14 protein-coding genes are annotated in these 22,125 nt (G+C 64.0%); 13 read left to right on the forward strand and 1 reads right to left on the reverse strand.

Going from position 1 to position 22,125, the window contains the following annotated elements; genetic code table 11:
* Window positions 1–168 precede the first annotated feature (168 nt).
* From XH79_RS01735 to XH79_RS01795, 13 genes are all read left to right on the forward strand, one after another.
* Window positions 169–1,134 carry a LysR family transcriptional regulator gene (locus XH79_RS01735; protein WP_212339961.1) on the forward strand — a complete coding sequence of 322 codons (966 nt, stop codon included), beginning with the start codon at window positions 169–171 and terminating at the stop codon, window positions 1,132–1,134.
* A gap of 105 nt (window positions 1,135–1,239) precedes the next feature.
* On the forward strand, window positions 1,240–2,199 hold the full coding sequence (locus tag XH79_RS01740) for a helix-turn-helix domain-containing protein (RefSeq protein ID WP_271580408.1): 960 nt from the start codon (window positions 1,240–1,242) through the stop codon (window positions 2,197–2,199).
* A gap of 167 nt (window positions 2,200–2,366) precedes the next feature.
* On the forward strand, window positions 2,367–4,391 hold the full coding sequence (locus tag XH79_RS01745; protein WP_333938771.1) for a hydantoinase/oxoprolinase family protein: 2,025 nt from the start codon (window positions 2,367–2,369) through the stop codon (window positions 4,389–4,391).
* A gap of 3 nt (window positions 4,392–4,394) precedes the next feature.
* The gene (locus XH79_RS01750) at window positions 4,395–6,356 is read left to right on the forward strand and encodes a hydantoinase B/oxoprolinase family protein (RefSeq protein WP_212338611.1); all 1,962 of its coding nucleotides are present in this window, start codon (window positions 4,395–4,397) and stop codon (window positions 6,354–6,356) included.
* Between the two features lie 106 nt (window positions 6,357–6,462).
* Complete coding sequence (torT, locus tag XH79_RS01755; protein WP_212338608.1) at window positions 6,463–7,560, forward strand: TMAO reductase system periplasmic protein TorT; 1,098 nt, start codon at window positions 6,463–6,465, stop codon at window positions 7,558–7,560.
* A 62-nt stretch (window positions 7,561–7,622) separates the two neighbouring features.
* The gene (locus XH79_RS01760) at window positions 7,623–9,161 is read left to right on the forward strand and encodes a sugar ABC transporter ATP-binding protein (RefSeq protein ID WP_271580410.1); all 1,539 of its coding nucleotides are present in this window, start codon (window positions 7,623–7,625) and stop codon (window positions 9,159–9,161) included.
* Entirely contained in the window at window positions 9,158–10,177 is a 1,020-nt protein-coding gene (locus XH79_RS01765) for an ABC transporter permease (protein ID WP_271580411.1), read from the forward strand. Before XH79_RS01760 ends, XH79_RS01765 begins: the two co-directional genes overlap by 4 nt.
* 13 nt (window positions 10,178–10,190) lie before the next feature.
* Window positions 10,191–11,183, forward strand: a complete 993-nt coding sequence (locus XH79_RS01770) for an ABC transporter permease (RefSeq protein ID WP_271580412.1) — start codon at window positions 10,191–10,193, stop codon at window positions 11,181–11,183.
* Entirely contained in the window at window positions 11,180–12,055 is an 876-nt protein-coding gene (locus XH79_RS01775; RefSeq protein WP_271580413.1) for an FAD binding domain-containing protein, read from the forward strand. The genes XH79_RS01770 and XH79_RS01775 overlap by 4 nt, the downstream gene beginning before the upstream one ends.
* Window positions 12,056–12,076: 21 nt before the next feature.
* A complete protein-coding gene (locus XH79_RS01780) occupies window positions 12,077–12,535 on the forward strand; it encodes a (2Fe-2S)-binding protein (RefSeq protein ID WP_271580414.1) in 459 nt (152 codons plus the stop codon).
* Window positions 12,536–12,549: 14 nt separating this feature from the next.
* On the forward strand, window positions 12,550–14,925 hold the full coding sequence (locus tag XH79_RS01785; RefSeq protein ID WP_271580415.1) for a xanthine dehydrogenase family protein molybdopterin-binding subunit: 2,376 nt from the start codon (window positions 12,550–12,552) through the stop codon (window positions 14,923–14,925).
* Window positions 14,926–14,931: 6 nt separating this feature from the next.
* Window positions 14,932–16,623, forward strand: coding sequence for a hydantoinase B/oxoprolinase family protein (locus tag XH79_RS01790; protein ID WP_271580416.1), 1,692 nt, complete (start codon window positions 14,932–14,934; stop codon window positions 16,621–16,623).
* A gap of 22 nt (window positions 16,624–16,645) precedes the next feature.
* Window positions 16,646–18,724 (forward strand): hydantoinase/oxoprolinase family protein, encoded by a 2,079-nt coding sequence (locus tag XH79_RS01795; RefSeq protein WP_271580417.1) that lies wholly within the window; start codon window positions 16,646–16,648, stop codon window positions 18,722–18,724.
* A gap of 81 nt (window positions 18,725–18,805) precedes the next feature.
* Here the strand turns inward: XH79_RS01795 and XH79_RS01800 are convergent, their stop codons facing one another.
* Window positions 18,806–22,123, reverse strand: a complete 3,318-nt coding sequence (locus XH79_RS01800) for a molybdopterin-dependent oxidoreductase (RefSeq protein WP_271580418.1) — start codon at window positions 22,121–22,123, stop codon at window positions 18,806–18,808.
* Window positions 22,124–22,125 lie beyond the last annotated feature (2 nt).

The raw sequence follows: 22,125 nt of genomic DNA on the forward strand, positions 1-22,125 counted from the left end.
CCGCGGATGGCGCGATCCTCAAACCTGCGGCTGTCCGTGATCAACCCCTAAATCTAACGTGGCGCGACCGTCATCTTTCCGACCTCGGCACGAGAGTTGCAGCGGATGTCACTGGGCTGAGGAAACGCTCAACTGCGCACGACTTGTGCAAACATCGGATCAACCGCGATGTCAGTTTCACTGAAACAGATTCGCTATTTCGTCGCCGCGGCCGAAACCGGCCGCATCAGCCAGGCGGCCATGGAGCTCAACGTCTCGCAATCCGCGGTCACGGCGGCGATTCAGCAACTCGAAGCGACCATCTGCACGCGCCTCCTCGAGCGCGCGCCCAACGGCGTCACCGTGACCATGGAAGGCAGCCGCTTCCTGTCCCAGGGCCGGCAGATACTGGCAGCCGTGGCCGAGGCGGTCCGCAGCACGCACATGTCCGCGGGCCCGCTCTTTGGGACCGTCCGTATCGGTGTCACCTACACCGTGTCCGGCTATTTCCTGCCTCGCCACCAGATGCGTTTTCAGGCGAGCTTCCCGGGCATCACGGTCGAGCTGTTCGAGGCCCCGCGCGACGTCCTCGAACGTGCGCTCGTCGATGGCGCTCTCGATCTCGCGGTCATGCTGGTCTCGAACCTGCGCGACAACGCGATGCTCGGTAGCGAAACGTTGTTGCGCTCGCCCCGCCGCCTGTGGCTCGCTCCCGATCATCCGCTCACCCGCGCCGAGCACGTCCGCCTCGCCGAAGTCGCGACCTATCCCTACGTCATGCTCACCGTGGACGAAGCCAAGCACACCTCCATGCGCTATTGGAACAACGCTTTACTCGAGCCAAAGACCATCTTCCGCACGTCTTCGGTCGAGGCCGTGCGCTCCATGGTCGCCGGCGGAATGGGCATCGCAATCCTCTCGGACCTGATCTACCGGCCCTGGTCGCTGGAAGGCCAGCGGATCGAGACCCGGGTGATCGAGGACGAGATACCGACCATGGACATCGGTCTCGCCTGGCGCCGCGACATCAAGCTGTCGGAAGCCGCAAAGGCATTCCGGGATTTCATGCGCTTTGCGGTAGCGGGCGTGGGTCCCGGCCGACCGCCAATCAGCGTCGACCACCGGCATCACGCCGAGGAGAGGATCGAAATCTGAAATATCTGATTCCGCCTTATTCGACTTGACGTCATCCGGCCGCCCTCGCCACACTCACCAAGGGCCTGGCCGCCGGAGAAGCAGCCGGCAGCGGGGAGCGCAGCAATGCAAGTCAGTTACGCGACCAACGACATTCCAGCGCATGGCCGGCAGCAATACTGGCAGGACATCGTCTCCAGGACCTATTTCTCACTGGACTTGCGCTTCCCGAGCGGCCGCGATTTCGATGCGCGCCTCGGCGCCTGGTCGATGGGGCCCGTTGCAGTATCCCGCAACATCGCAAATGGCTTGCTCTACAAACGCCATGAACGGCATCTCCAGAGCGAGCGCGAAGAATCCTTCCTGATCACGGTGCCGGAGCTCGCCGAAATCCGCTTCGAGCAGGACAACAAGGTCGTGCACTGTCGGCCAGGCGCATTCCTGATCGAACGCAGCCATCTGCCATACGAATTCAGCCATCAGGATCGGACGGCGCTGTGGGTTCTGAAGATTCCCAGCGCAGTCCTGCGTGCGCGCATCTCGCGCCCCGAACGTCTCGCGACGCTTCAGTTCGATGCAAGCCGCAGCGTCGGCGCCTTGTTCGTCGACACGCTGCGCCTTGCCGGCGAACGCATCAGCGAGATGGACGAGATGGCGCGCACGTTGATGGGCAAGCACCTCGTCGAGCTCCTCGCGATGGCCATCGAATCCGACGACCGCGTCCTGACCGGCCACTCGTCCTCCGTTCGTAACGGCCATCTGCTCCGCTGCGAGCATTTCATCCGAACCCGCCTCGAAGACATGCGACTGACGCCGCAGACCATTGCCGACGGCTGCGGCATCTCGCTTCGATACCTGCACCAGATCTTCGAAGGCGAAGGCCTGACGGTCTGCGCCTATATCCGCAACCAGCGTCTGTCGATGTGCGACACCCTGTTGCGCGATCCCAACTGCCGCAAGAGCATTTCAGAAATCGCCTATCAATGGGGATTCGCCGACCAGGCGCAATTCAGCCGGAATTATCGCGGCCGGTTCGGGTGCACCCCGAGCGAAGCACGCGCGGCCTCACGCATCCCGACGTCCTGACGGCCCCACGCCGCACCGGTCTGGCCGATCCTTAGGCAACCAGCCGTCGATCCAGGCACGGGCGAGGTTCGCTCTCTCGCACAAATCTTCCTGCACTCAGCGTCAAGCGCCCAAGCCGCCGGTCTGCCTATGATCGGCGAAACGCTTGCCGGAAAGGAAGACGCATGATGCAGAACCTTCGTGTGGCCGTCGATGTCGGGGGGACTTTCACCGACATCTGCATCATGGACGAGGCGACCGGCCTCATCCGCATCGAGAAGACTTCGTCCACGCGCGACCCGATCGAAGGGATCATGGGCGGCGTATCCAAGGCCGGCATCGATCTTTCCAAGGTGGCCCTGTTTTCGCACGGCACCACGGTTGCGACCAACGCGCTGATCACACGCAGGCTGCCGCGCACCGCCGTGGTGACGACCCAGGGCTTCCGCGACGTGATCGAAATCCGGCGCGCCAACAAGGAAGATCTCTGGGATACCTACAAGGACGTTGTGCGCCCCTACGTGCCGCGACGCGACCGTTTGACCGTGCCCGAACGGGTTGATGCAGGCGGCGCGGTGATCGAGCCGCTCGACGTCGAAGCCGCGCGCAACGTCGCGCGGATTCTCAAGCGCCGGGGCGTCGCCGCGGTCGCCGTATGCTTCATGAACGCCTATCTCAACGGCGCCAATGAACGCGCCATGCGCGATATCCTGCTCGCTGAGATGCCCGACGTCCCCGTCTCGATCTCCTCGCAAGTCCTGCCCGAGATCTTCGAGCACGAACGCTTTTCGACGACAGTAGCCAATGCCGTCGTGAGCCCGGTCGTCGTCAGCTACACGAGCCGGCTCGGCGACCGCCTCGCCGATGAAGGATACACCCGCGATCTCCTGCTGCTCCACACCGGCGGCGGCGTCATGACGCCGGCCTCCGTGAAGGACTTCGCCGCCCGCCTCGCCGGCTCCGGCATTGCCGCAGGCGCCATCGCCAGCCGCTACATCGCCGGCCTCTGCGGCTATCCCAATTCGATCGGCCTCGACATGGGGGGCACCTCGACCGACGTATCGCTGGCCTATGAGGGCCAGTCGCGCATCACCAAGGATTGGTATATCGAGTTCGGCTATCCGATCCGCTTTGCCTCGATCGAGGTGCTCACCATCGGCGCCGGCGGTGGCTCGCTGGCCTGGACCGATCCGGCGGGCTCCTTGCGCAACGGCCCGCAATCGGCCGGCGCCTATCCGGGCCCCGCCTGCTACGGCAACGGCAACACCCAGCCAACCAACACCGACGCCAACGTCACGCTGGGCCGGCTCGGCACCGATCTCGCCGGCGGCAAGGTCAAGCTCGATCCCGCCCTTGCCCGGCAGGCCGTCGAGGAAGGCGTCGCAAAGCCGTTCGGCCTCGGCCTGCATGAGGGGGCCGACGCGATCGTCAAGGTCGCCAATGCCAACATGTCGGACGCGGTCCGGCTGATCTCGATCAGTCGCGGCTATGATCCGCGCGATTTTGCGCTGGTCGCCTTTGGCGGCGCCGGCGCCCTGCATGGCGTCGACGTGGCGCGCGAGCTTGCGATCCCCGTCGTGATCGTGCCGCCAAATCCCGGCGTCACTTCAGCGCTCGGCTGCCTGCTGGTCGACATGCAGCACGACTTCTCGCAGAGCTGCATGGTCGGCGCTGACGAGGCCGACTCCGCCGATATCGAAGCACAGTTCATCGCGCTGGAGAAGGAAGCGCTCACCCGGCTCACCCACGAGGGCGTTGCAGAGGGCGACATTGTGCTGCAGCGATCGATCGACATGATGTATCGCGGCCAATGGCGGTCGCTCGCGGTCCAGGCACCGCGCCCGATCGGCTCGATCTCCGACCTGGTCCAGAGTTTCCATGCCGAGCACAAGCGCGAATACAATTTCCGCCGCGACGATTCGCCCGTGAGCTTCTTCCGGCTGAACCTGAAAGCAATCGGCGTCGTGCCCAAGGCCGAATTCGCCGTCCACAAGCCGACCGGCGTGATCCCTGAGCCGGTCAGCCGCCGCAGGGTGTGGTTCGAGGGCAACGGGCTCGATACGCCCGTCTATGCCCGCGACGACCTGCCCTGCGGCTTCTCCTTCCAGGGCCCTGCGATCGTCGAGCAGGTCGACGCCACCACCGTCGTGCCGCCCGGCGCCAGCGCCGAGGTCGACAAATATCTGAACATCATCATCCGCGTGAAGGAATGAACCATGGCCGGAGATCTTCCGCTCGACCCCGTGACCTTTGAGGTTCTGAAAAACTCCTTCATCACCAGCGTCGACCAGATGGGCGAGCAGGTGCTGCGCACCTGCTACTCCTTCGTGATCTACAATCGTGACTTCTCCAGCGCCCTGCACGACGCCAAGGGAGAATGCGCAGCGCAGGGCAATCAGGACATCGCCGTCCATGTCGGCACGCTGCACTTCACCTGCCAGGACGTCATGCGCCACTTCGAGGGCGACATGCACGAGGGCGACGTGTTCGCAATCAACGATCCTTATGCGGGCGGCACCCACTTCTCCGATGTGCGGCTGATCCGGCCGATCTTCGCCGACGGCAAGATCATCGCCTTCAGCCAGTCCAACGGTCATTGGTCCGACATGGGCGGCAGTGTACCCGGCTCGTTCGACGTCGCGGCGCGCGACATGTTTCGTGAAGGCCTACGCATCACGCCAGTCCGGCTGTTCGACAAGGGACGCTTCTGCAAGGACGTCGCGCATTTGATCGCGTCCAACACGCGCGATCCCGCCTCCATCATCGGCGATATCCAGGCGCAGGCCGAGGCCACTGCCGTCTGCGGACGCGAGATCCTCCGCCTCGTCAACAAATACGGCCGCGATACGGTCGAGGCCGGTCTGGCCGCAGTCCAGGACTATGTCGAGCGCTCCGCGCGCCAGCGCATCGCCGCGCTGCCCGACGGTGAATGGGAGACGGTCGACTTCATCGATCGCGATCCGGCGGGCGGCGAAGGCATGATCCCGATCCGCATCAAGATGACGATCAAGGGCGACAAGGCGATCTACGACTTCACGGGCAGCCATCCGACCATCGGCTCGATCTACAACTCAGCCTTTGGCGCAACCTTCTCGGCCGTCGCAGCAGGCATGAAGACCTTCTTCCCCGACCTGCCGCTCAACTCCGGTTTCTATCGCTGCTTCGAGATCATCGCTCCTGAAGGCTCGATCGTCGATGCGAAGTGGCCGATCGCGGTCACCGGCTTCCTGATGCCGTTCGAGAAGATCATGAACTCGATCTACGAGATGTGGTCGAAGCTAATGCCCGAGCGTGCGCTCGCCTGCGCCTTCAATCTCGAATATCTGCTCACCGGCGGGTTCGATGGCCGTAGCGCCGACAAGCCGATCTTCATGTTCTACGACTGGCTGCCGGGCGGTTGGGGCGGTCGCAACGGCAAGGACGGCAGCAACGTCACCACCGCCTGCTTCGGTACTGGACTGATGTCGCAGCCGGTCGAGGGCCAGGAGCGCGCCAATCCGATCCTGACCACTAAATGCGAGATCCTGAAGGACTCACCCGGCCCCGGCAAATGGCGCGGCGGCGCCGGCGTGATGAAGACCTCGCGGATGCTGCAGGCCGAGAAGACCGTGATCTCCTACATCTGCGACCGCGAACGCGCCGTGGTGTGGGGCATCGAAGGCGGCCTGCCTTCCATGCCGCACGGGCTGACATTGAAGCGCAAGGACAGCACGCGCGAAGAACGGCTCGGCTCGATCTTTTCCGACGTGCCGATTGGCGAAGGCGACGTTTTCTCCCGACCGACCGCAGGTGGCGGCGGCTTCGGTGATCCGCTCGACCGCGACCCGCGCCTCGTGATCGAGGACATCAAGGACGACTACGTCTCAGTCGAGCGCGCCGCAAAGGACTACGGCGTCGTCGTGCAGATCATCGACGCCGAACTCTGCGAGTACGAGGTGGACAAGACCGAAACCGACGCACTCCGCGCCAGGATCAGGGTGGAGCGGGTCGCGAAGGCCAGGCTCGATCCGGAACTTGTCGCGCGGCGCTTCCGCAGCGGCGAGATCGATGCCCTCGATGTCATCCGCCAGCACGCCGTGATCCTCGACTGGGGCAGCGGCGCCCTCCTTCCCGAATCCACACGCCAGTTCCGCGAAGTCTTCGAGCGGCGCTCGGTCGCAAAGTGGGCAACGGGCTGATCCCCGTCGACGACTGCGTCGCCCACGGGCGGCGTGGCGGTTGCATGCAACAGAGGAACCGAAGCCGTCGGCCCTCACCTTTCATTCGAACCAGGAGGATAGAGCTATGACTCATGCGACGTGCCTTTCGATCGAGCATTTTCGGCCGATCTGCTCCACCCTCGGCATCGCCGCAGGCCTCGCCTTCGCCGCGATGGCGCCCGCCGCGGCCGAGACGCCATGGTTCCCCATGAAGGTCTACGATGCCTCCTCAGGCACACCGAAGCCGGCCGAGTACACGGCTTTGACCAAGGCCGAGAAGCCCTACAAGCTCTGCGTCCTGTTTCCGCATATGAAGGACAGTTTCTGGGTCGCGGTTGCTTATGGCATCGTCAAGCAGGCCGAGGCATTGAACGTCAACATGACGCTCTATGAAGCCGGCGGCTACGAGAACCTGCCCAAGCAGCTCTCGCAGTTCGATGATTGCATGGCGAGCAGTCCCGACGCGATCATCGTCGGCGCCATCTCGGGTGCAGGTCTCAGCAAGAAGTTCGAGGAGGCCAAGGCCAAGGGTGTGCCCGTGGTCGGCGTCGCCAACCCGCTGCCGCCGAATGCCCTGCCTGCCGCGATCTATGTCGACTTCGTCGCCATGGGCGAAGTTACCGGCGCGGGTCTGCTCGCGCAGGCCAAGCCCGGCGACAAGCTCAACATCGTGACCTTCCCCGGGCCGGCCGGCTCGGGCTGGGCGGAGTCCTTCAACGAAGGCTTCAAGAAAGCGGTGGCGAAGAACCCCAACGCCAAGGTCCTGGCCGAGAAGTTCGGCGACTCCGGCGTTGCGGTCCAGCTACAGCTGATCCAGGACGCGCTCCAGGCCTATCCAAACATGAACGTGATCTGGGGCACCGCCCCGACCGCGGAAGCCGCTATCGGTGCGGTCGCCGAAGCCGGCCGCAGCGACATGAAGATCATGTCCTCTTACGAGAACCAAGCGATGCTCGACGCGCTGAACCGCGGCGACGTCCTTGCCTTTGCGACGCAGTACCCGGTCGGCGAAGGCGCCGTCTCGGTCGACCAGGCCGTGCGCCTGATCGAAAAGAAGCCGGTGATGAGCCTCGCCCAGCCGCTGGCGTCAGCCGTCGACAAGACCACCGTTCCGAAACTGCAAATGGACCTCGTGCTGGCACCGGGCAGCTGGAAGCCGGTCTATTCGGTCAAGGCCAAGTAACCCGCAAATCATCGAGGCGGGAGACCTGCGCTCCCGCCTCATCCAACGCCCGCGGAGACCAGATGGACGTCGATACCGACCTGAAGCCGGCCGAACCCTTGCTCGCCTTGCGCGGCATCTCGAAGCGATTCACCGGTGTTCGTGCGCTCGACCGGGTCGATCTCGATGTCCATGCCGGCGAGTTGCACGTGCTGTTCGGTGAGAACGGTGCCGGCAAATCGACCCTGATCAACGTCGTGTCAGGGACATTCCCGCCCGACGAGGGCACATTCCATTTCGGCGGTGAGGAAATCCGCCATCTTACGCCGCAGCGGGCCCGGGCGATCGGCATCAGTCCGGTGTTTCAGGAGTTCTCGCTCGTTCCAAGCCTCACGGTGGAGGAGAACCTGTTCCTCGGCCGCGAGGTCACGCGCGGCGGCGTATTGCATGCCGGCGAGATGCGCAAGCGTGCAACCGCGTTGATCGATGAGCTCGGCTTCGATCTCGATCCCTCGCAGCGGGTCGACGACCTCTCGCGAGCGCACCAGCAGATGACCGAGATCGCCAAGGCTCTACTCAGCCGCGTTCGCCTACTCATCCTCGACGAGCCGACGGCGTCGCTGACCGAGCGCGAGACCGGCCGGCTGTTTGAGCTGATCGCTCGCCTGAAGAGCCAGAATATCGGGCTGATCTACGTCTCGCATCGCATGCGTGAGATCCGCGCACTCGCCGACCGCGTGACCGTGCTGCGCGATGGCCGCCACATCCGCACCCTCGACGCCGCGACCTCGACCGACAGCGAGCTGGTCGAGCTGATGACGGGCCGCAAAATCGACCTGCTGTTTCCGACCATCACTCACAAGCCGGACAAGGTCATGGTCGACGTCGAGAACCTGACACTGGCAGACGGAAGCGTGCGCGACGTGAACTTCCACGCCCGCGCCGGTGAGATCACCGGCGTCGCCGGCCTCGTTGGCTGCGGCAAGTCCGAGCTGATCCGCGCCATCTACGGAATCGAACCGATCGTCTCCGGCACGATCCGGATCGATGGCCTGCCTTACGAATTCCCCGCGCCACGGCGAAGCCTGAAGAATGGCGTCGCCTACTTCCCTGCCAACCGGGTCGCCGAAGGGCTCGCGCTGTCGCGCCCGATTCGCGAGAACGCATCGATGACCGTGCTCGATCTGCCCGCCTTCGCCCGCTTCGGCGTGCTGCGGCAGGCGGTGGAACGCACCACGATCCAAGGCGTCATGGAGCAGTTGCAGCTCAGGCCGCCGAACATCGAGCGGACCGCCGGCGCCCTGTCCGGCGGCAACCGTCAGAAAGTGATGCTCGGCCGCGCGCTGACGCGCGAGCTGACCGCGTTCCTGTTCGATGAGCCGAGCGTCGGTATCGACGTCGGCGCTAAGCTCGGGGTTTACGAATTCATGAAGCGCCTGGTCGAAGCCGGCGCCGCCGTGATCGTGGTGTCGTCGGAGCTGCCGGAGGTGCTGGCGCTGTCGAACCGACTTTACGTCATGCACCACGGCCGCATCGCCGCAGAGCTGACGGGTGCCGAGAAGACCGAGCAGAGCGTGCTGGCGAGCTTCTTTAGAGAGCATCTTGTCGCGGAGGTCGCATGAGCACGGTTGTGACCGCCGGGATGCCTCGACGGTCGACAAGCCTCGGCCGATCGATCGTCGGCCGCATCGGATTCCTGCCGGCGCTGCTGGTCGCCCTCGTCGCGGGCATGTCGGCCGTCGATTCCCAGTTCTACGGCCTCATCAATATCCTCAACATCCTGCGCAACGCATCGTTGCTGGCGATCGTCGCCTGCGGCCAGGCGCTGGTGATCGTCGCGGGCGGCTTCGACCTTTCGGTCGGCGCGGTCGTCGCGCTGGCAAGCGTGGTGACCGCCAAGACCATGGCGGCGACCGCCGCGGCATTCCCGGGCAACACCGCCCTGATCATCGCAAGCGGGGCCGCCGCAGGGATCGGCTGCGGACTCGTGGTCGGGCTCGTCAACGGCTTCTGCGTCGCGAAGCTGAAGGTCTCCGGCTTCGTGGTCACGCTCGGCACGATGTCGGCGACCGCCGGCGTCGGTCTCATGATCACGAGCGGCATCCCTGTCTACGGCACGCCCGACAGCTTCGTGAAGGGATTTGGGCGCGCACAGCTGTTCGGCCTGCCGACCGCTGTCTATGCTGCGCTTGCCGTCATTGCCGTGATGATGTTCGTACAGCGGCGCACGCTGTTCGGCCGCTATGTCTATGCGATCGGCGGCAATGTCGATGCCGCCGTCGTCTCAGGCGTGTCGATCCAGCGCCACATCGTCGGCACCTACGCCGTGTCAAGCGTGCTGGCAGGCCTCACCGGTATCCTGCTCACCGCACAGGTTGGCTCCGGCCAGGCTAGCTTTGGTGGCGACCGCATGATGCTGCAGTCGATCGCTGCGGCCGTGATCGGCGGCGTCTCCTTGCGAGGCGGTGTCGGCCGCGTCGAGATTGTGGCCATCAGCGCGCTGTTCCTGACCATTCTCGGCAATGCGCTCAACCTGCTGCATGTCGACTCCCGCCTGCAACCGGTCTTCCTCGGCGTCATCATGGTGGCAGCTGTGGCGCTGGATGAAATGAGCCGACGGAGCAAGGCCCGTGTCTGACCTGGAATTGTCCATGACAACCGAGCAGACCAACCGCAAGAATTCGTTTTCGAGCGAATGGCTGTGGCGCGCGGTCCTGCCGATCGCGCTGGTTGTGCTGCTGCTCGGCTTTGCCGCCGTCGATCGCAGCGTGCTCTCCCCGGCCAATCTGCTTAATATCGCGCAGCAGACCAGCTATCTGGCGCTGTTTGCCATGGCCCAGACCGTGGTGATCCTCACCCGCGGCTTCGACCTCGCGCTTGGGCCGGCCGTTTCAATGGTCAGTGTCGGCACCGCGCTGGCCATGGCCGGCGCCACGGCAGCCGGCCATGATCCGTCCACCGTCCTGCTCGCGGGGCTCGGCGCCGGCTTCGGCCTCGGCATCGCCTGCGGCCTGTTCAATGGCGTGGTCATCGCGCTGCTTGGCGTTAGCCCCTTCGTCGCGACGCTGGGTAGCTACAACATCGCGATCGGCGTCGCCACCACCCTGTCCGCCGGGCGTCCGGTCCAGGGGGTGCCCAAACTGTTCTCGCAGCTCTTTTACGGCGGCAATATTTTTGGCATCCCGGCAGCCATTGTCATCACGCTGGCCATTGGCCTGGTGCTGCATCTGATGCTCGGCCGCACGGTGTTCGGCCGCTCACTCTACATCATCGGGACCAACCCACGCGCCGCGACGGTCGCCGGTCTGCCGGTCAAGCGGATCCTAATCGGCACTTATGTGCTGTGCTCGACGCTCGCCGCGCTCGGCGCGATCATGATGACCGCGCGCACCGGCTCGGGCGAGCCGAATCTCGGTGGCTCGTTGTCATTGCAGGCCATCGCCGGTGCCGTGGTCGGCGGAACGAGCCTGGCAGGCGGACGCGGCGGGGTCGGCACCGCCGTGCTCGGTGCCCTGTTCGTCACGATCCTGTCCAACGGCATGAATCTCACCCGCATCGACGGTTACATCCAGATGGTCGTGCTCGGCGCCATCGTCATCATCGGTGTGCTGCTCGATCGCCTGCGACTGGAGCGACGCCGATGACAACTTGTACTCCCGCACAAGGCAATGCGACTGGAACATTCCATATCGCATCGTCATTGGCCGCCGCCCTCGACGCGCTGAACGACTACGGCCCGGAAGGCGCGGCCTTTGCCGGGGGCACCTGGATCATGCGCGCGCCGATCCGGCATCAACCGCTCAAGGGCTGCTATGTTGCGATCGGGAAAATTCCCGAGCTGACCGAGATTCGGATCGGCCCCGATGCGATCGAAATCGGTGCAGCAGTCACGCACGCCGCACTGGCCTCGGCTTTGGCCGATCTGCCCGAGTTCGCGGTCCTCACGGCGGCCGCGGGCCGCTCTGCGAACCCGGCGGTCCGCGCGATGGCAACGATCGGCGGTAATCTGGCGACATCGGACTTTTCCGCGGCAGATTGCGTGCCCGCCCTGCTCTGCCTCGATGCCCAAATCGAGGTCTCGAGCCGAAGCGGCCACGAACGCATGAGCCTCGAGGCGTTCTTGACGCAGCGATCGGCATTGGCACCAGGCCGGCTGCTTACCAAGATCGTGGTGCCGCGATCCCGGCACAAGACTGCGCATGCGCGACTAACATTACGTAAGGCTGGCGACTATCCAGTCGCCATCGTGAGCCTGTCCCTGGATGTCGATGCGACGAACCATGTACGCGCGGCGCGGATCGCGATCGGTTCGGTCGAAACGGTCGCACGCCGCTGGGAACGGCTCGAAACGGCTCTGCTTGACCGCCTACTCGACCCCTCGCGGGCCGCGGATATGGCCGCCGATCTGGCTGATGAATTCGCCGGCCGCGACAGCGTCGAGGCTCCCCCATGGTATCGCGTCAGCGTACTGCCCGGCCTCGTCCGGCGAGCGACTGCCACGGCGCTTGGCGCCTGAACGAGATTGCTGGAGGTGAACATGGCCCTGAGCCTGACCGTGAATGGTGACCGCCGCGCATCAGCCGCCGATCCCGTAACTCCACTGGTCGACATCCTGCGCGAGGAATTCCATCTCACCGGCACCAAGCCGGTGTGCCGCGAAGGCTTTTGCGGTGCCTGCATGGTGCTGGTCGACGACAAGCCGACCCCATCATGCCTGATGCCGGCAGCGCTTGCCGAAGGTTCTGATATCCGGACCGTCGAAGGTCTTGGCACTGGCGGTGCGCCGACCGCAATTCAGGTCGCGCTCGAAGCCTGCGATGCAGTCCAATGCGGCATGTGCTTCCCGGGCATGGTGGTGACCCTGACACATCTTCTGGCGACCTCCCCGGAAGCAACGCGCGACGACGTCCGCGCTGCGCTGAGCGGCAACATCTGCCGTTGCACCGGGTATGAGCGCATCGTCGACGCTGCGCTGTCCGCACTTGCCGCAAAATGATCGAGGGCTGCTCCATGTCCGACATCTCTGCCACCATGGATTTCCGCCGCCGCGATGCGCGTGACAAGCTGCGCGGCCGCACGCGCTACACCATGGATCGCTACCTGCCCAGGATGCTGCACGCCGCTGTACTGCGCGCCAACGTGGCCTCGGGGCGCATCGTCCGCCTCGACACGTCGCGCGCCGCACGCCTGCCCGGCGTGCGCGCGATCGTCACCGCGGCGGATACTCCCGGCAAGATCGGGATCGGTATCGCCGATCACCCGCTATTTGCCCGCGACGTGATCCGCTATGACGGCGAGCCGTTGGCGGCGATCGCAGCCGACACGCTTGCACAGGCGCAGGCTGCGTTTGCGGCGATCGATGTCGAGATCGCGCGGCTGCCGGCCGTGCTCACCATGGCGGAATCCCTCGCACCGGCCGCACCGCTGGTTCATCCCGACTGGCGCGACTACGAGGTGCTGTTCGAAGGCGGCGCGCGTGCGGGCAACGTGGCCTGGGAGGCAACGGTGGTCCGCGGCGACGTCGACGCCGCCTTCGCAAGGCCCGACGTCGAGATCGTCGAGAGCAGTTTTCGCGTTGGCCGCCAGAACCATGTCGCTTTCGAGCCGCGCGCTGTCATCGCGAGCTATGAGGACGGACGATTCCATATCGAGACCTCGACCCAGGTTCCCTGGACCATCCGCAATGCGACCGCGCGGATCCTCGGCGTTGCTCCCTCGCGGGTGCGGGTCACAGTGCCGCCGGTGGGCGGGGCCTTCGGCCTCAAATTCGATCTCGCCATCGAACCATTCGCGGCCCTGCTCGCTCGCGCCAGCGGACAACCGGTGCGGCTGATCAATTCGCGCGAAGAGGAGATGCTGACCTGCCTGTTCCGCGAGAACGCCGAGATTCGCATTCGCTCGGCGGTGACGGGCGATGGCGAGATCGTCGGACGCGAGGCGGTCGTCCTGATGGATTGCGGCGCCTATGGCGGCGAGCAGATCTTCCTGACCACCATGACCGCCCATACGCTTGGCGGAAACTACCGGCTCGGGTCGACGCGCCTGGTCTCGCGCGCGGTCTACACCAACACCGCACCGAACGGTGCCTTCCGCTGCTGCAATGGCGTCTATTGCACCTTCGCGCTGGAGCGGCACACCGACGAGATCGCAGCGCGGATCGGCATGGATCCCCTCGCCTTCCGCCGCCGCAACGTGCTCGGCGACGGCGACCTCGGCGCCACCGGCCAGGTGTTCGAGGGCAACGTGCTCGGCCCGATGCTCGACCGGATGGATACGCTGCGCGAAGCCGCCGCGCCCTCCCACACGCTGTCCGATGGCCGATTGTTCGGACGCGCCACCACGGTCGGCACCTGGTTCGTGTTCGTCGGCCCCTCAGCCGCGACCGTCAACATAAACGCCGACGGGACAGCCACGCTCGTGACATCGGGTGTCGAGATCGGTTCCGGCTCGATGATGCAGAGCCTTCCCCAGATCGTCGCCGGCACGCTCGGCCTCAAGCCCGACGACGTCGTGGTGCGCGCGGCCGATACCGACGCGGCCGGCTACGACGTCGGTGTCGGCGGCGGTCGCACCACAGTGTCGCTCGGCGCGGCGAGCCTTTCGGCAGCGCACGAGGTGCGAACCAAGCTGCTGAAGGTCGCCTCGGAGATGATCGAAGCGGCGCCCGAGGACCTCGTGATGCGCCGGGGGCGGATCGAGATCGCCGGCGCGCCCGGCTCTGGTCGTACGATCGCTGACGTCGCAACCCGCGCACAGACCCAACTCGGTCCGGTTTCCGGCACTGGCGCCTTCACGGGCGCCGGCGTGCCGGCGATGCCCGGTTGTGTCGCCGGACACTTCATCGACGCGATCGATATCCCGGTGTTCGCGGTCCATGACTGTGATGTCGCCGTCGATCCCGACACGGGACATGTCGAGGTGCTGAACTATCGCGTCGTGCAGGATGTCGGCCGCGCGTTGAATCCGCGCGCGATCCATGGCCAGATTCAGGGCGGCGTCGTGCAAGGCCTGGGTTATGCCCTGCACGAAGAGGTGACGATCGGTACAAATGGACGCGTCTGCCAGAACGGCTTCGAGACGTACCGCCTGCCGCTGGCGCTCGACGTCGTGCCGGTCGAGATCAGCCTGTACGAAGGCGCGCCGTCGGTCGGGCCGCTCGGCACCAAAGGTGCCGGAGAGGTGCCGATCCTGAACGTCGGCGCGACCATCGCCTGCGCGGTGGCGAACGCAACCGGAAAGCGTGTCCAGGAACTGCCGCTGACGCCGCCGCGGGTGCTCGAACTGCTGCTCGACCGCAAGGGTGAGCTCAGCCTCCCCCACATCGCCGAGGCCTGGGTCGACAATCTGGTACGACCCCACGGCATGGCTGCACCGAATCGAAAGTGACGCATTTTGGCCATTGAAACCATCGATTCTGCCGCGTCGTTCGATCCGGTCACGCACGAAATCATCCGGGGCAAGCTGCTCTCGGTCGTCGACGAGATGGCGATCGTGATGACCAAGACCAGCATGAGCCCGGTGATCTACGAGGTGCTGGATTTCGCATGCGGCATCTGCAATGCGCACGGCGAGCTCATCGCCCAGACCAACGGGATTACGCTGTTTACCGGAACGTTCGGCGCGCAGATCCGCAGCGTCATCGACCGGTTCGGCACGTCGATTTTTCCCGGCGATGTGATCGTCACCAACGACCCTTTTCGCGGCGGCACCCATGCCTGTGATTTCGCGATCGTGCGTCCGGTGTTCGCCGAAGGCCGACTGATCGCGTTTGCCATCAATGTCGCGCATTGGCTGGACGTCGGCGGCGCGATTCCGGTAAGCCTGCCGCCCGACGCGACCTCGATCTTTCAGGAAGGGCTGCGACTGCCCTGCGTGAAGATCACCGAAAGAGATCAATTGGTCGAGAGCATCGTCGAAATCATCCGCGAGAACGTCCGGCTTCCCGACATGGCTATTGGCGACCTCCATGCCCAGCTCGCCACCGTCCAGATCGCGGACCAGAGGCTGCAGGAGGTGGTCGGCCGATACGGTGCCGACACACTGCTCGCTTCGTTCGATCAGTTGCTGCGAGATTCCGAGACCAGAGCCAGGGAACTCATCCGATCGCTGCCGAATGGCGAATACATCGCCACCGACGTGATCGACGGCGATGGCGTCAGTCCGCTTCCCATCGAGGTCAGGGTTGCGGTCCGTATCGCAGGTGACTGCATGGAGGTCGACTTCACGGACTGCCCCTCGGCATGCGCCGGTCCGATCAACTGCGCCCGCGGCGCACTGCACTCCGCAGTGAAGACCGTCTTCAAAGCCCTGGTCGCGCCCCACGAACCCTCGAACGAAGGTTGGTTTCGCCCATTGTCGATCTCGGCCCCGCAGGGCACGCTGTTTACCGCCGAGCGACCGTCTCCGACCGGCTGGTATTATGAAGGGTCAGTGCATGCCTCCGAGCTGGTCTGGAAGGCGCTGGCGCCGATCCTGCCCGAACGATTTTCTGCCGGCTCCTATACCAGTCTCTGTGTCACCTACATCGCCGGACATGATGAAGCCGGCGACTTGTTCGTCCATATCGAACCCGAGCACGGAGGCTGGGGCGCTTGTCACGACAGCGACGGCGCCAATGCGCTGATCGCGCTGACCGACGGCGATACTTACAACTATTCCGTCGAACTGATCGAAGCCAAGTTTCCGCTGCTGGTCGAACGCTACGGCTTCAATGTCGAAGGCGGTGTCGGTGCCGGCCGCTTTCGTGGCGGATACGGTCTGGTGAGGGAATATCGGATCCTGGCCGAGCGCGCCGAGGTCTATTGCGGCTTTGGGCGGACGGTCACGCCGCCATGGCCAATGGACGGCGGCAAGTGCGGATCGGTCAACTATCTTGAAATCGTGAAGCCCGACGGAGGCGTCTTGAAGCTCGGACGATCGCCGACCAAACCCGTTGGCCAGGGCGACCGTATCAAGATCGTGACGGGCGGCGGCGGCGGTTGGGGAGCACCATCGGACCGGGCCCCCGCAATGGTGACAGCCGACATCGAGAGCGGACTGATCTCGCGGGAAGATGCACAGCGCATTTACGGAAGACAGCAATGACGCTTGGCCAGGGGTCCACGGCATGATTCGCCTTGCCACGGATGTGGGCGGCACTTTTACCGACCTGATCGCCTATGACGACACCAGTGGTGCAGTCGTCTTCTCGAAGAGCCTGACAACCGTCGATGATCAATCCGTCGGGGTACTAGACACCATCGCCATGGCCGAGCGATCCGGATTGGGCGTCGACGCCATCGGCTTCTTCGTTCACGGCGGCACAACCGTCATCAACGCCATAACCGAGCGCAAAGGTGTCAAGACTGCGCTGATTACGACGGCTGGTTTCCGTGACGTGCTCGAAATCGGCAGGGGCAACCGCCCCGATCTGTATAATTTGCGCACCAGGACTCCGGCGCCTTTCGTACCACGTCACCTGCGATTCGAGGTGAGAGAGCGCATGAGTGCGTCAGGCGAGGTCCTGCACGCCCTGGATGAGGAAGATGTCGCGCGCTGCGCCCGGCAATGCCGCGAGCAGCAGGTTGCTGCCGTCGCCATCATCTTCCTTCATAGCTACGCCAATCCCACCCACGAGAAGAAATGCGCGGAACTGCTGCGCAAGGAGCTGCCTGGGATTTCAGTTTGTGCCAGCCACGAAATCTCGCGGCAGTGGCGGGAATACGAGCGATCCAACACGGTCGCGCTCAATGCCTATGTTCAGCCCATCATCAGAAATTACTTCGACAACCTCGGTACCGCGCTGGAAAGGAAGGGGATAAATTGCCCCACCTATGCGATGCAATCGAACGGCGGCGTCGCAAGCTTCGAACAGGTGGTAACAGCTCCCCTCACACTGGTCGAATCCGGTCCATCCGGCGGCGTGGCCGGCGCGGCGCGTATCGGATCGGAGATCGGCGAAACCGATATTCTGTACCTGGACGTCGGCGGCACGACCGCGAAATGCTCCCTGATCAAGGCGGGACAGCCCAAGGTCGACGCAGAATATCGCCTCGAGAAGACCCGAAGCTCCCCTGGTTACACCATTCAAGTCCCGGTCGTTGATATCGTAGAGGTCGGCGCCGGCGGGGGCTCGATAGCCTGGCTCGACTCGAGCGGCAGGCTGCGGGTCGGCCCTCAAAGCGCGGGATCGAACCCAGGACCTGCCTGTTACGGCAGAGGTGGCGCCGACCCGACGGTGACGGACGCCAAACTGGCTCTCGGAATTCTGGACCCGCTCACCTTCGCCGACGGCCGCATACCGCTCGACGTCGATCGTGCGCGTGCGGCGATCGCCCGTGTCTCCCTGCCGATGAAGCTCCCCGTCGAACAGGCCGCGCTCGCGATCGTCAAGGTGGCCGAAGAGTCCATGATCAACGCACTGAAGTTGATCACCATACAGCGGGGACACGATCCGCGCGATCTCGTTTTGATCGTATCCGGAGGCGCGGGACCGTTGCTGGCTGCCAGCCTCGGGCGAGAACTGAATGCCAAACGGACCGTGATTCCCACGCATCCCGGTATCTTTTCGGCCTGGGGAATGCTTGCTGCGCGGCCGCGCGCTGACATCAGGCGGACGGTGTTAAAGACGGTCAGCGAGCATGAAATGGATTCGATTGCGCAATTGTTTGCGGAGCTCGAACAGGAGGCCATCGAATATTTCGCCGGAACCAGCACAGCCCGATTGAAATTCCATCGTTATGCCGAGATGCGATATAGAGGCCAAGAGCATAGCGTCTCCGTGACCATTTCCGGCGGCAGCGCCGCGGAATTATTGTCCAGTTTCCATGCCACCCATCAGAAGGCATTTTCGTTCGCGTTGATGACCGCAACAGCCGAGATCACGACGCTTCATCTGCAGACCGAGATGCTCAGCGAAGTGATCGCCCTGCCGAAGATCCAGGGCAACCCGCAAAATACGCTCGACAACGCTCTCAAGGGCCAACGCTTCATTTTCCTGGCAAGGGAGAATGATTGGGTCGCCTGCAACGTCTATGACCGAAACCTACTTCCGATCGGATCGCTGACTCCGGGCCCGGCGCTCGTCGAAGAAGCCACGACGACAACGTTCGTGCCGCCTGACCAGATGTTCACTCGCGACGAGACGGGTCAGCTCGTCATCCGGGGTCATGCGCCGATGACCGGCTCGGAAAGTGGAGCGGCCTGAACCGACATTCTCTGATCGTAGCCGTTACAAATTCGAGAGATTCTTCAGGCAGCGTGCTTGTACGACGCTGCATTTCATCCACTAGGCATCTAAAATGAGATCGGTCAGAGGAATCGCCTGACAGGTTAGACAGTGCCCTTCTTCCAAATCAGGGCTGTCGATCAGATGACGTACGCGGCCCTCCTTGATGGACAAACAACAATTTTCGCATTGGCCGACGCGACATCCGCTCGGCAGCGAAAGACCCGCTTGTTCCGCTACAGCCAAAATGCTGCCTGCCGGATTTTGCGGAAGCCAGGTCACAGTTTTTCCGGAGCGGACAAAAGTGATCCGTCGGGGCGATTGATCGTCCGGCATCGCCAGGACAGGCGAGTGGAACCGTTCGGAAAAAATCTCGAAATCCGGTACGCCCCGAGCTTTCAGGCCATCCCTGACGTCGCGCATCATCGAGTCGGACGCGCACATGTAAAATCGCGCGCGGCGGCGCAGGAGATCCGGCTCGATATCATAGGCGGTGAAACGCCCCTCGCGATCGAAGCGATCATTGTCTGTGGGCCGGCTAAGATAGGTAATCACCGTCAGATTCGGCAGCCGCTGTCGCAGCACCTCCAGCCGTTCGCGGAACGGCTGGCTTGAGCCCCTACGGCAACCATAGTGCAGCGTGATCTCGGGCTCGTCACTATCGCCCTGCAAGGTTTCCAAATAGGACAAGAACGGCGTGATGCCGATGCCGCCGGCGATCAGCACGATCGGAAATTCGTTGCGCAGTGGAAGAACGAACCCTCCCCTCGGCGCTTCCAGCTCGACATGGTCGCCGGGTGCGAGTCGAGATCTGATCGCTCCCGAAACCAATCCGCCTTCGATGTGCCGTACGGCAATGCGATAGGCGTCGGGCTCCGCGATGGCCGCGCCGATCAGCGAATAGCACCTGCTGGCGCCCTCCACGCGAAAGCCGACATATTGGCCGGGCCGGAACGGCGCCAGCAAACCGCCATCGCTCGGTCGCAACGTCAGCTCGACGACATCTCCGGTGATCTCGCGGCGCCCGGCGACCGCAAAGGATCTCCAGCCGGCCCAAGCCCGGTTTTCGCAGCATTCCACATCGCAGGCGAACGAACGAAGCGCCAACGCCCCGCTGAGCGGATCGCGCTCGTCTTCGGAGATCACGGCGTTGAAGCTCGATCCGATAGGTAGCGTGCCGTCGGGCAGATAGCCGGGCAGACCAAGATCTGGAGATGGCTGCCACCAACCGTAATCGCTGGCTACGACATCCTCTGCCAGCGCATCGTTGAACGCCGCCCGCATCCTGATCCTGCCCTTGCGGGTGCACACCGTCATCCAGGCACCGGCGTCAATTCCCTTGCGGCGCGCGAGCGCGGGATGAATTTCCGCTGTCGGCTCCACGCGCTTGCGACGCAAGGCGATGATACCACGGTGCTGGCTGTGACAGAAATAGCCGCTATTGGCTGAAAACAGCGTGAGCGGGAAGCTGTCGTTGCGGTGCTCGGCAGGTTCGACAAAGCGCGGCACCGCCGGATAGCCGTAGCGGTGCAACAGCTCAGAATAGAGCTCGGCCTTGCCCGTTTGGGTCGCAAATCCGCTGCGGCGATATTTTCGATGATCGTGCTTTAGCGGCACTCGGATGCCTTCAGGCGCCGCACGCAGGGCCTCAAGAGTCAGCCCCAGAGGCGCCAGCAGATGCGCAAAGCCCTTCTCGATGTCGCCGTCGAAGAACAATTCTCCCATGTCCAGGCGGCGCGCTAACTGAAAGACGATCCACATGTCCGAGCGCGCATCGCCCTGACGCGGAATCATCGGGTTCCGCAGCTGAACCAGCTCCTGCGCCTCCGGCGAGATTTCGAACCCGAGCCGCAGCGCCTCGTGCTCCCACGGACTGGAGACCGGCAACACGATGTCGGCCATTTCCGCGGTCGGATTGAGAAACAGATCGCAGTGAACCTGGAAATCGAGCGCCATCAACGCCTCGCGGCCACGGTCAGGCGCCGGATGCGATACCAGCATGTTCGAACCGAAGGCAAACAGCGCGCGAATCCGATAGGGCTTGCCGATCAGGGTCGCGTCATAAAAATCGGTCGACGTGATCCAACCATCGGCCGGCGGACCAAGCGGCCGCTCGGCAAGACCAAGTGCGCGCACGCGGGTCTCAGGCTCGATCATCGAGATCGAATGCAGCGCAGGAGCCGGCAGAGCCGGCATGCGGACGTTGCCGCCTGGCGCGTCGAAATGGCCTGTCAGCGCGTAGAGCGTCGCGATCGCGCGCTCGGTCTGCGAGGCGTTGGTGTGCTGCCCGACGCCGGTCCAGCCATGGTAGCAGATCGATTTGGCATCGGCGATGGCGCGAGCAAGCTGCTCCACCTCGGCTGCCGGAATGCCAGTGATCTGTTCGACGGTTGCCGGATCGTAGGCCTGGGTCGCACCGAAATAATGATCAAATGCGGTCCTGCACGCGATGGTCCTGTCGGCCGCCGCGATCTCAAAACAGCCTTCGAGCGCGACGTCAGTGAGTCCGTCCTCGGCAGCCGCCAGCTGATCGGAGCGCGATGACCAGACCAGATAGCCCTCACCTGACAGGCCGACATCAGCCGGGCGCAGAAACCGTCCATCATCCTCGCGCACCAGAAACGCGGCGTTGGTCCAGTGGCGGACGAACTCGGCGTCATATGCGCGATTGACGATCAGCCAGCGGGCAAGCCCGAGGGCGAGCGCTGCATCGGTCCCCGGCCTGATGCGCAGCCAGAGATCGGCATCGCGTGATGATCCGTTGCGCCGGGGATCGATCGCAACGAGCCTAGCGCCCTTCTTCCGTGCTTCTGCGATCGCCTCGGCTTGCGCCAACCAGACGTTGGCGGGATTGTGCCCCCACAGCAGGATCAGATCCGAATGCCGATAGTCGGCAGGCGGCAGACCACAGCCGAACGTGAAGGCGTGGGCGTGGTCCTTGTGCCAGTTGCATATCTCCGTCGAGAAGACCGTATTGGGGCTTCCAAAGCCGCGAACAAAGCGCTGAATCCAGTCGAGGCTGTCCGAGGTTGACGACGACGAGCCGGATGTAATGGCGAATGCGACCGACTCCGGTCCCGTCTCGGCACGGTAGCGCGCAAGCTTGTCCGCGATTTCAGTCAGCGCCTCGTCCCAGGTGATCGGCACGAAACCGGGATCCGCAGCGCCCTTCGGCGCCGTTCGCCGCAACGGGGTTTTCAGCCGACGCGCCGAATGCGCAATCTCCGGCGCAGCCCGCCCCTTCGGGCACAACGCCTTGCCGGTGGGGTGTGAGGGATCGGGCCTGACAGCGACGAGCCGGTCGTTCTCGATGACGTTTATGGTACCGCAGCGCGATCGACACAACGTGCAGAAGCCCGGTTTTTCGATGGTCGGCATTG

The sequence above is a fragment of the Bradyrhizobium sp. CCBAU 45389 genome (genome assembly GCF_028128625.1).
In the GTDB taxonomy this organism is placed as follows: Bacteria; Pseudomonadota; Alphaproteobacteria; order Rhizobiales; family Xanthobacteraceae; genus Bradyrhizobium; species Bradyrhizobium liaoningense_B.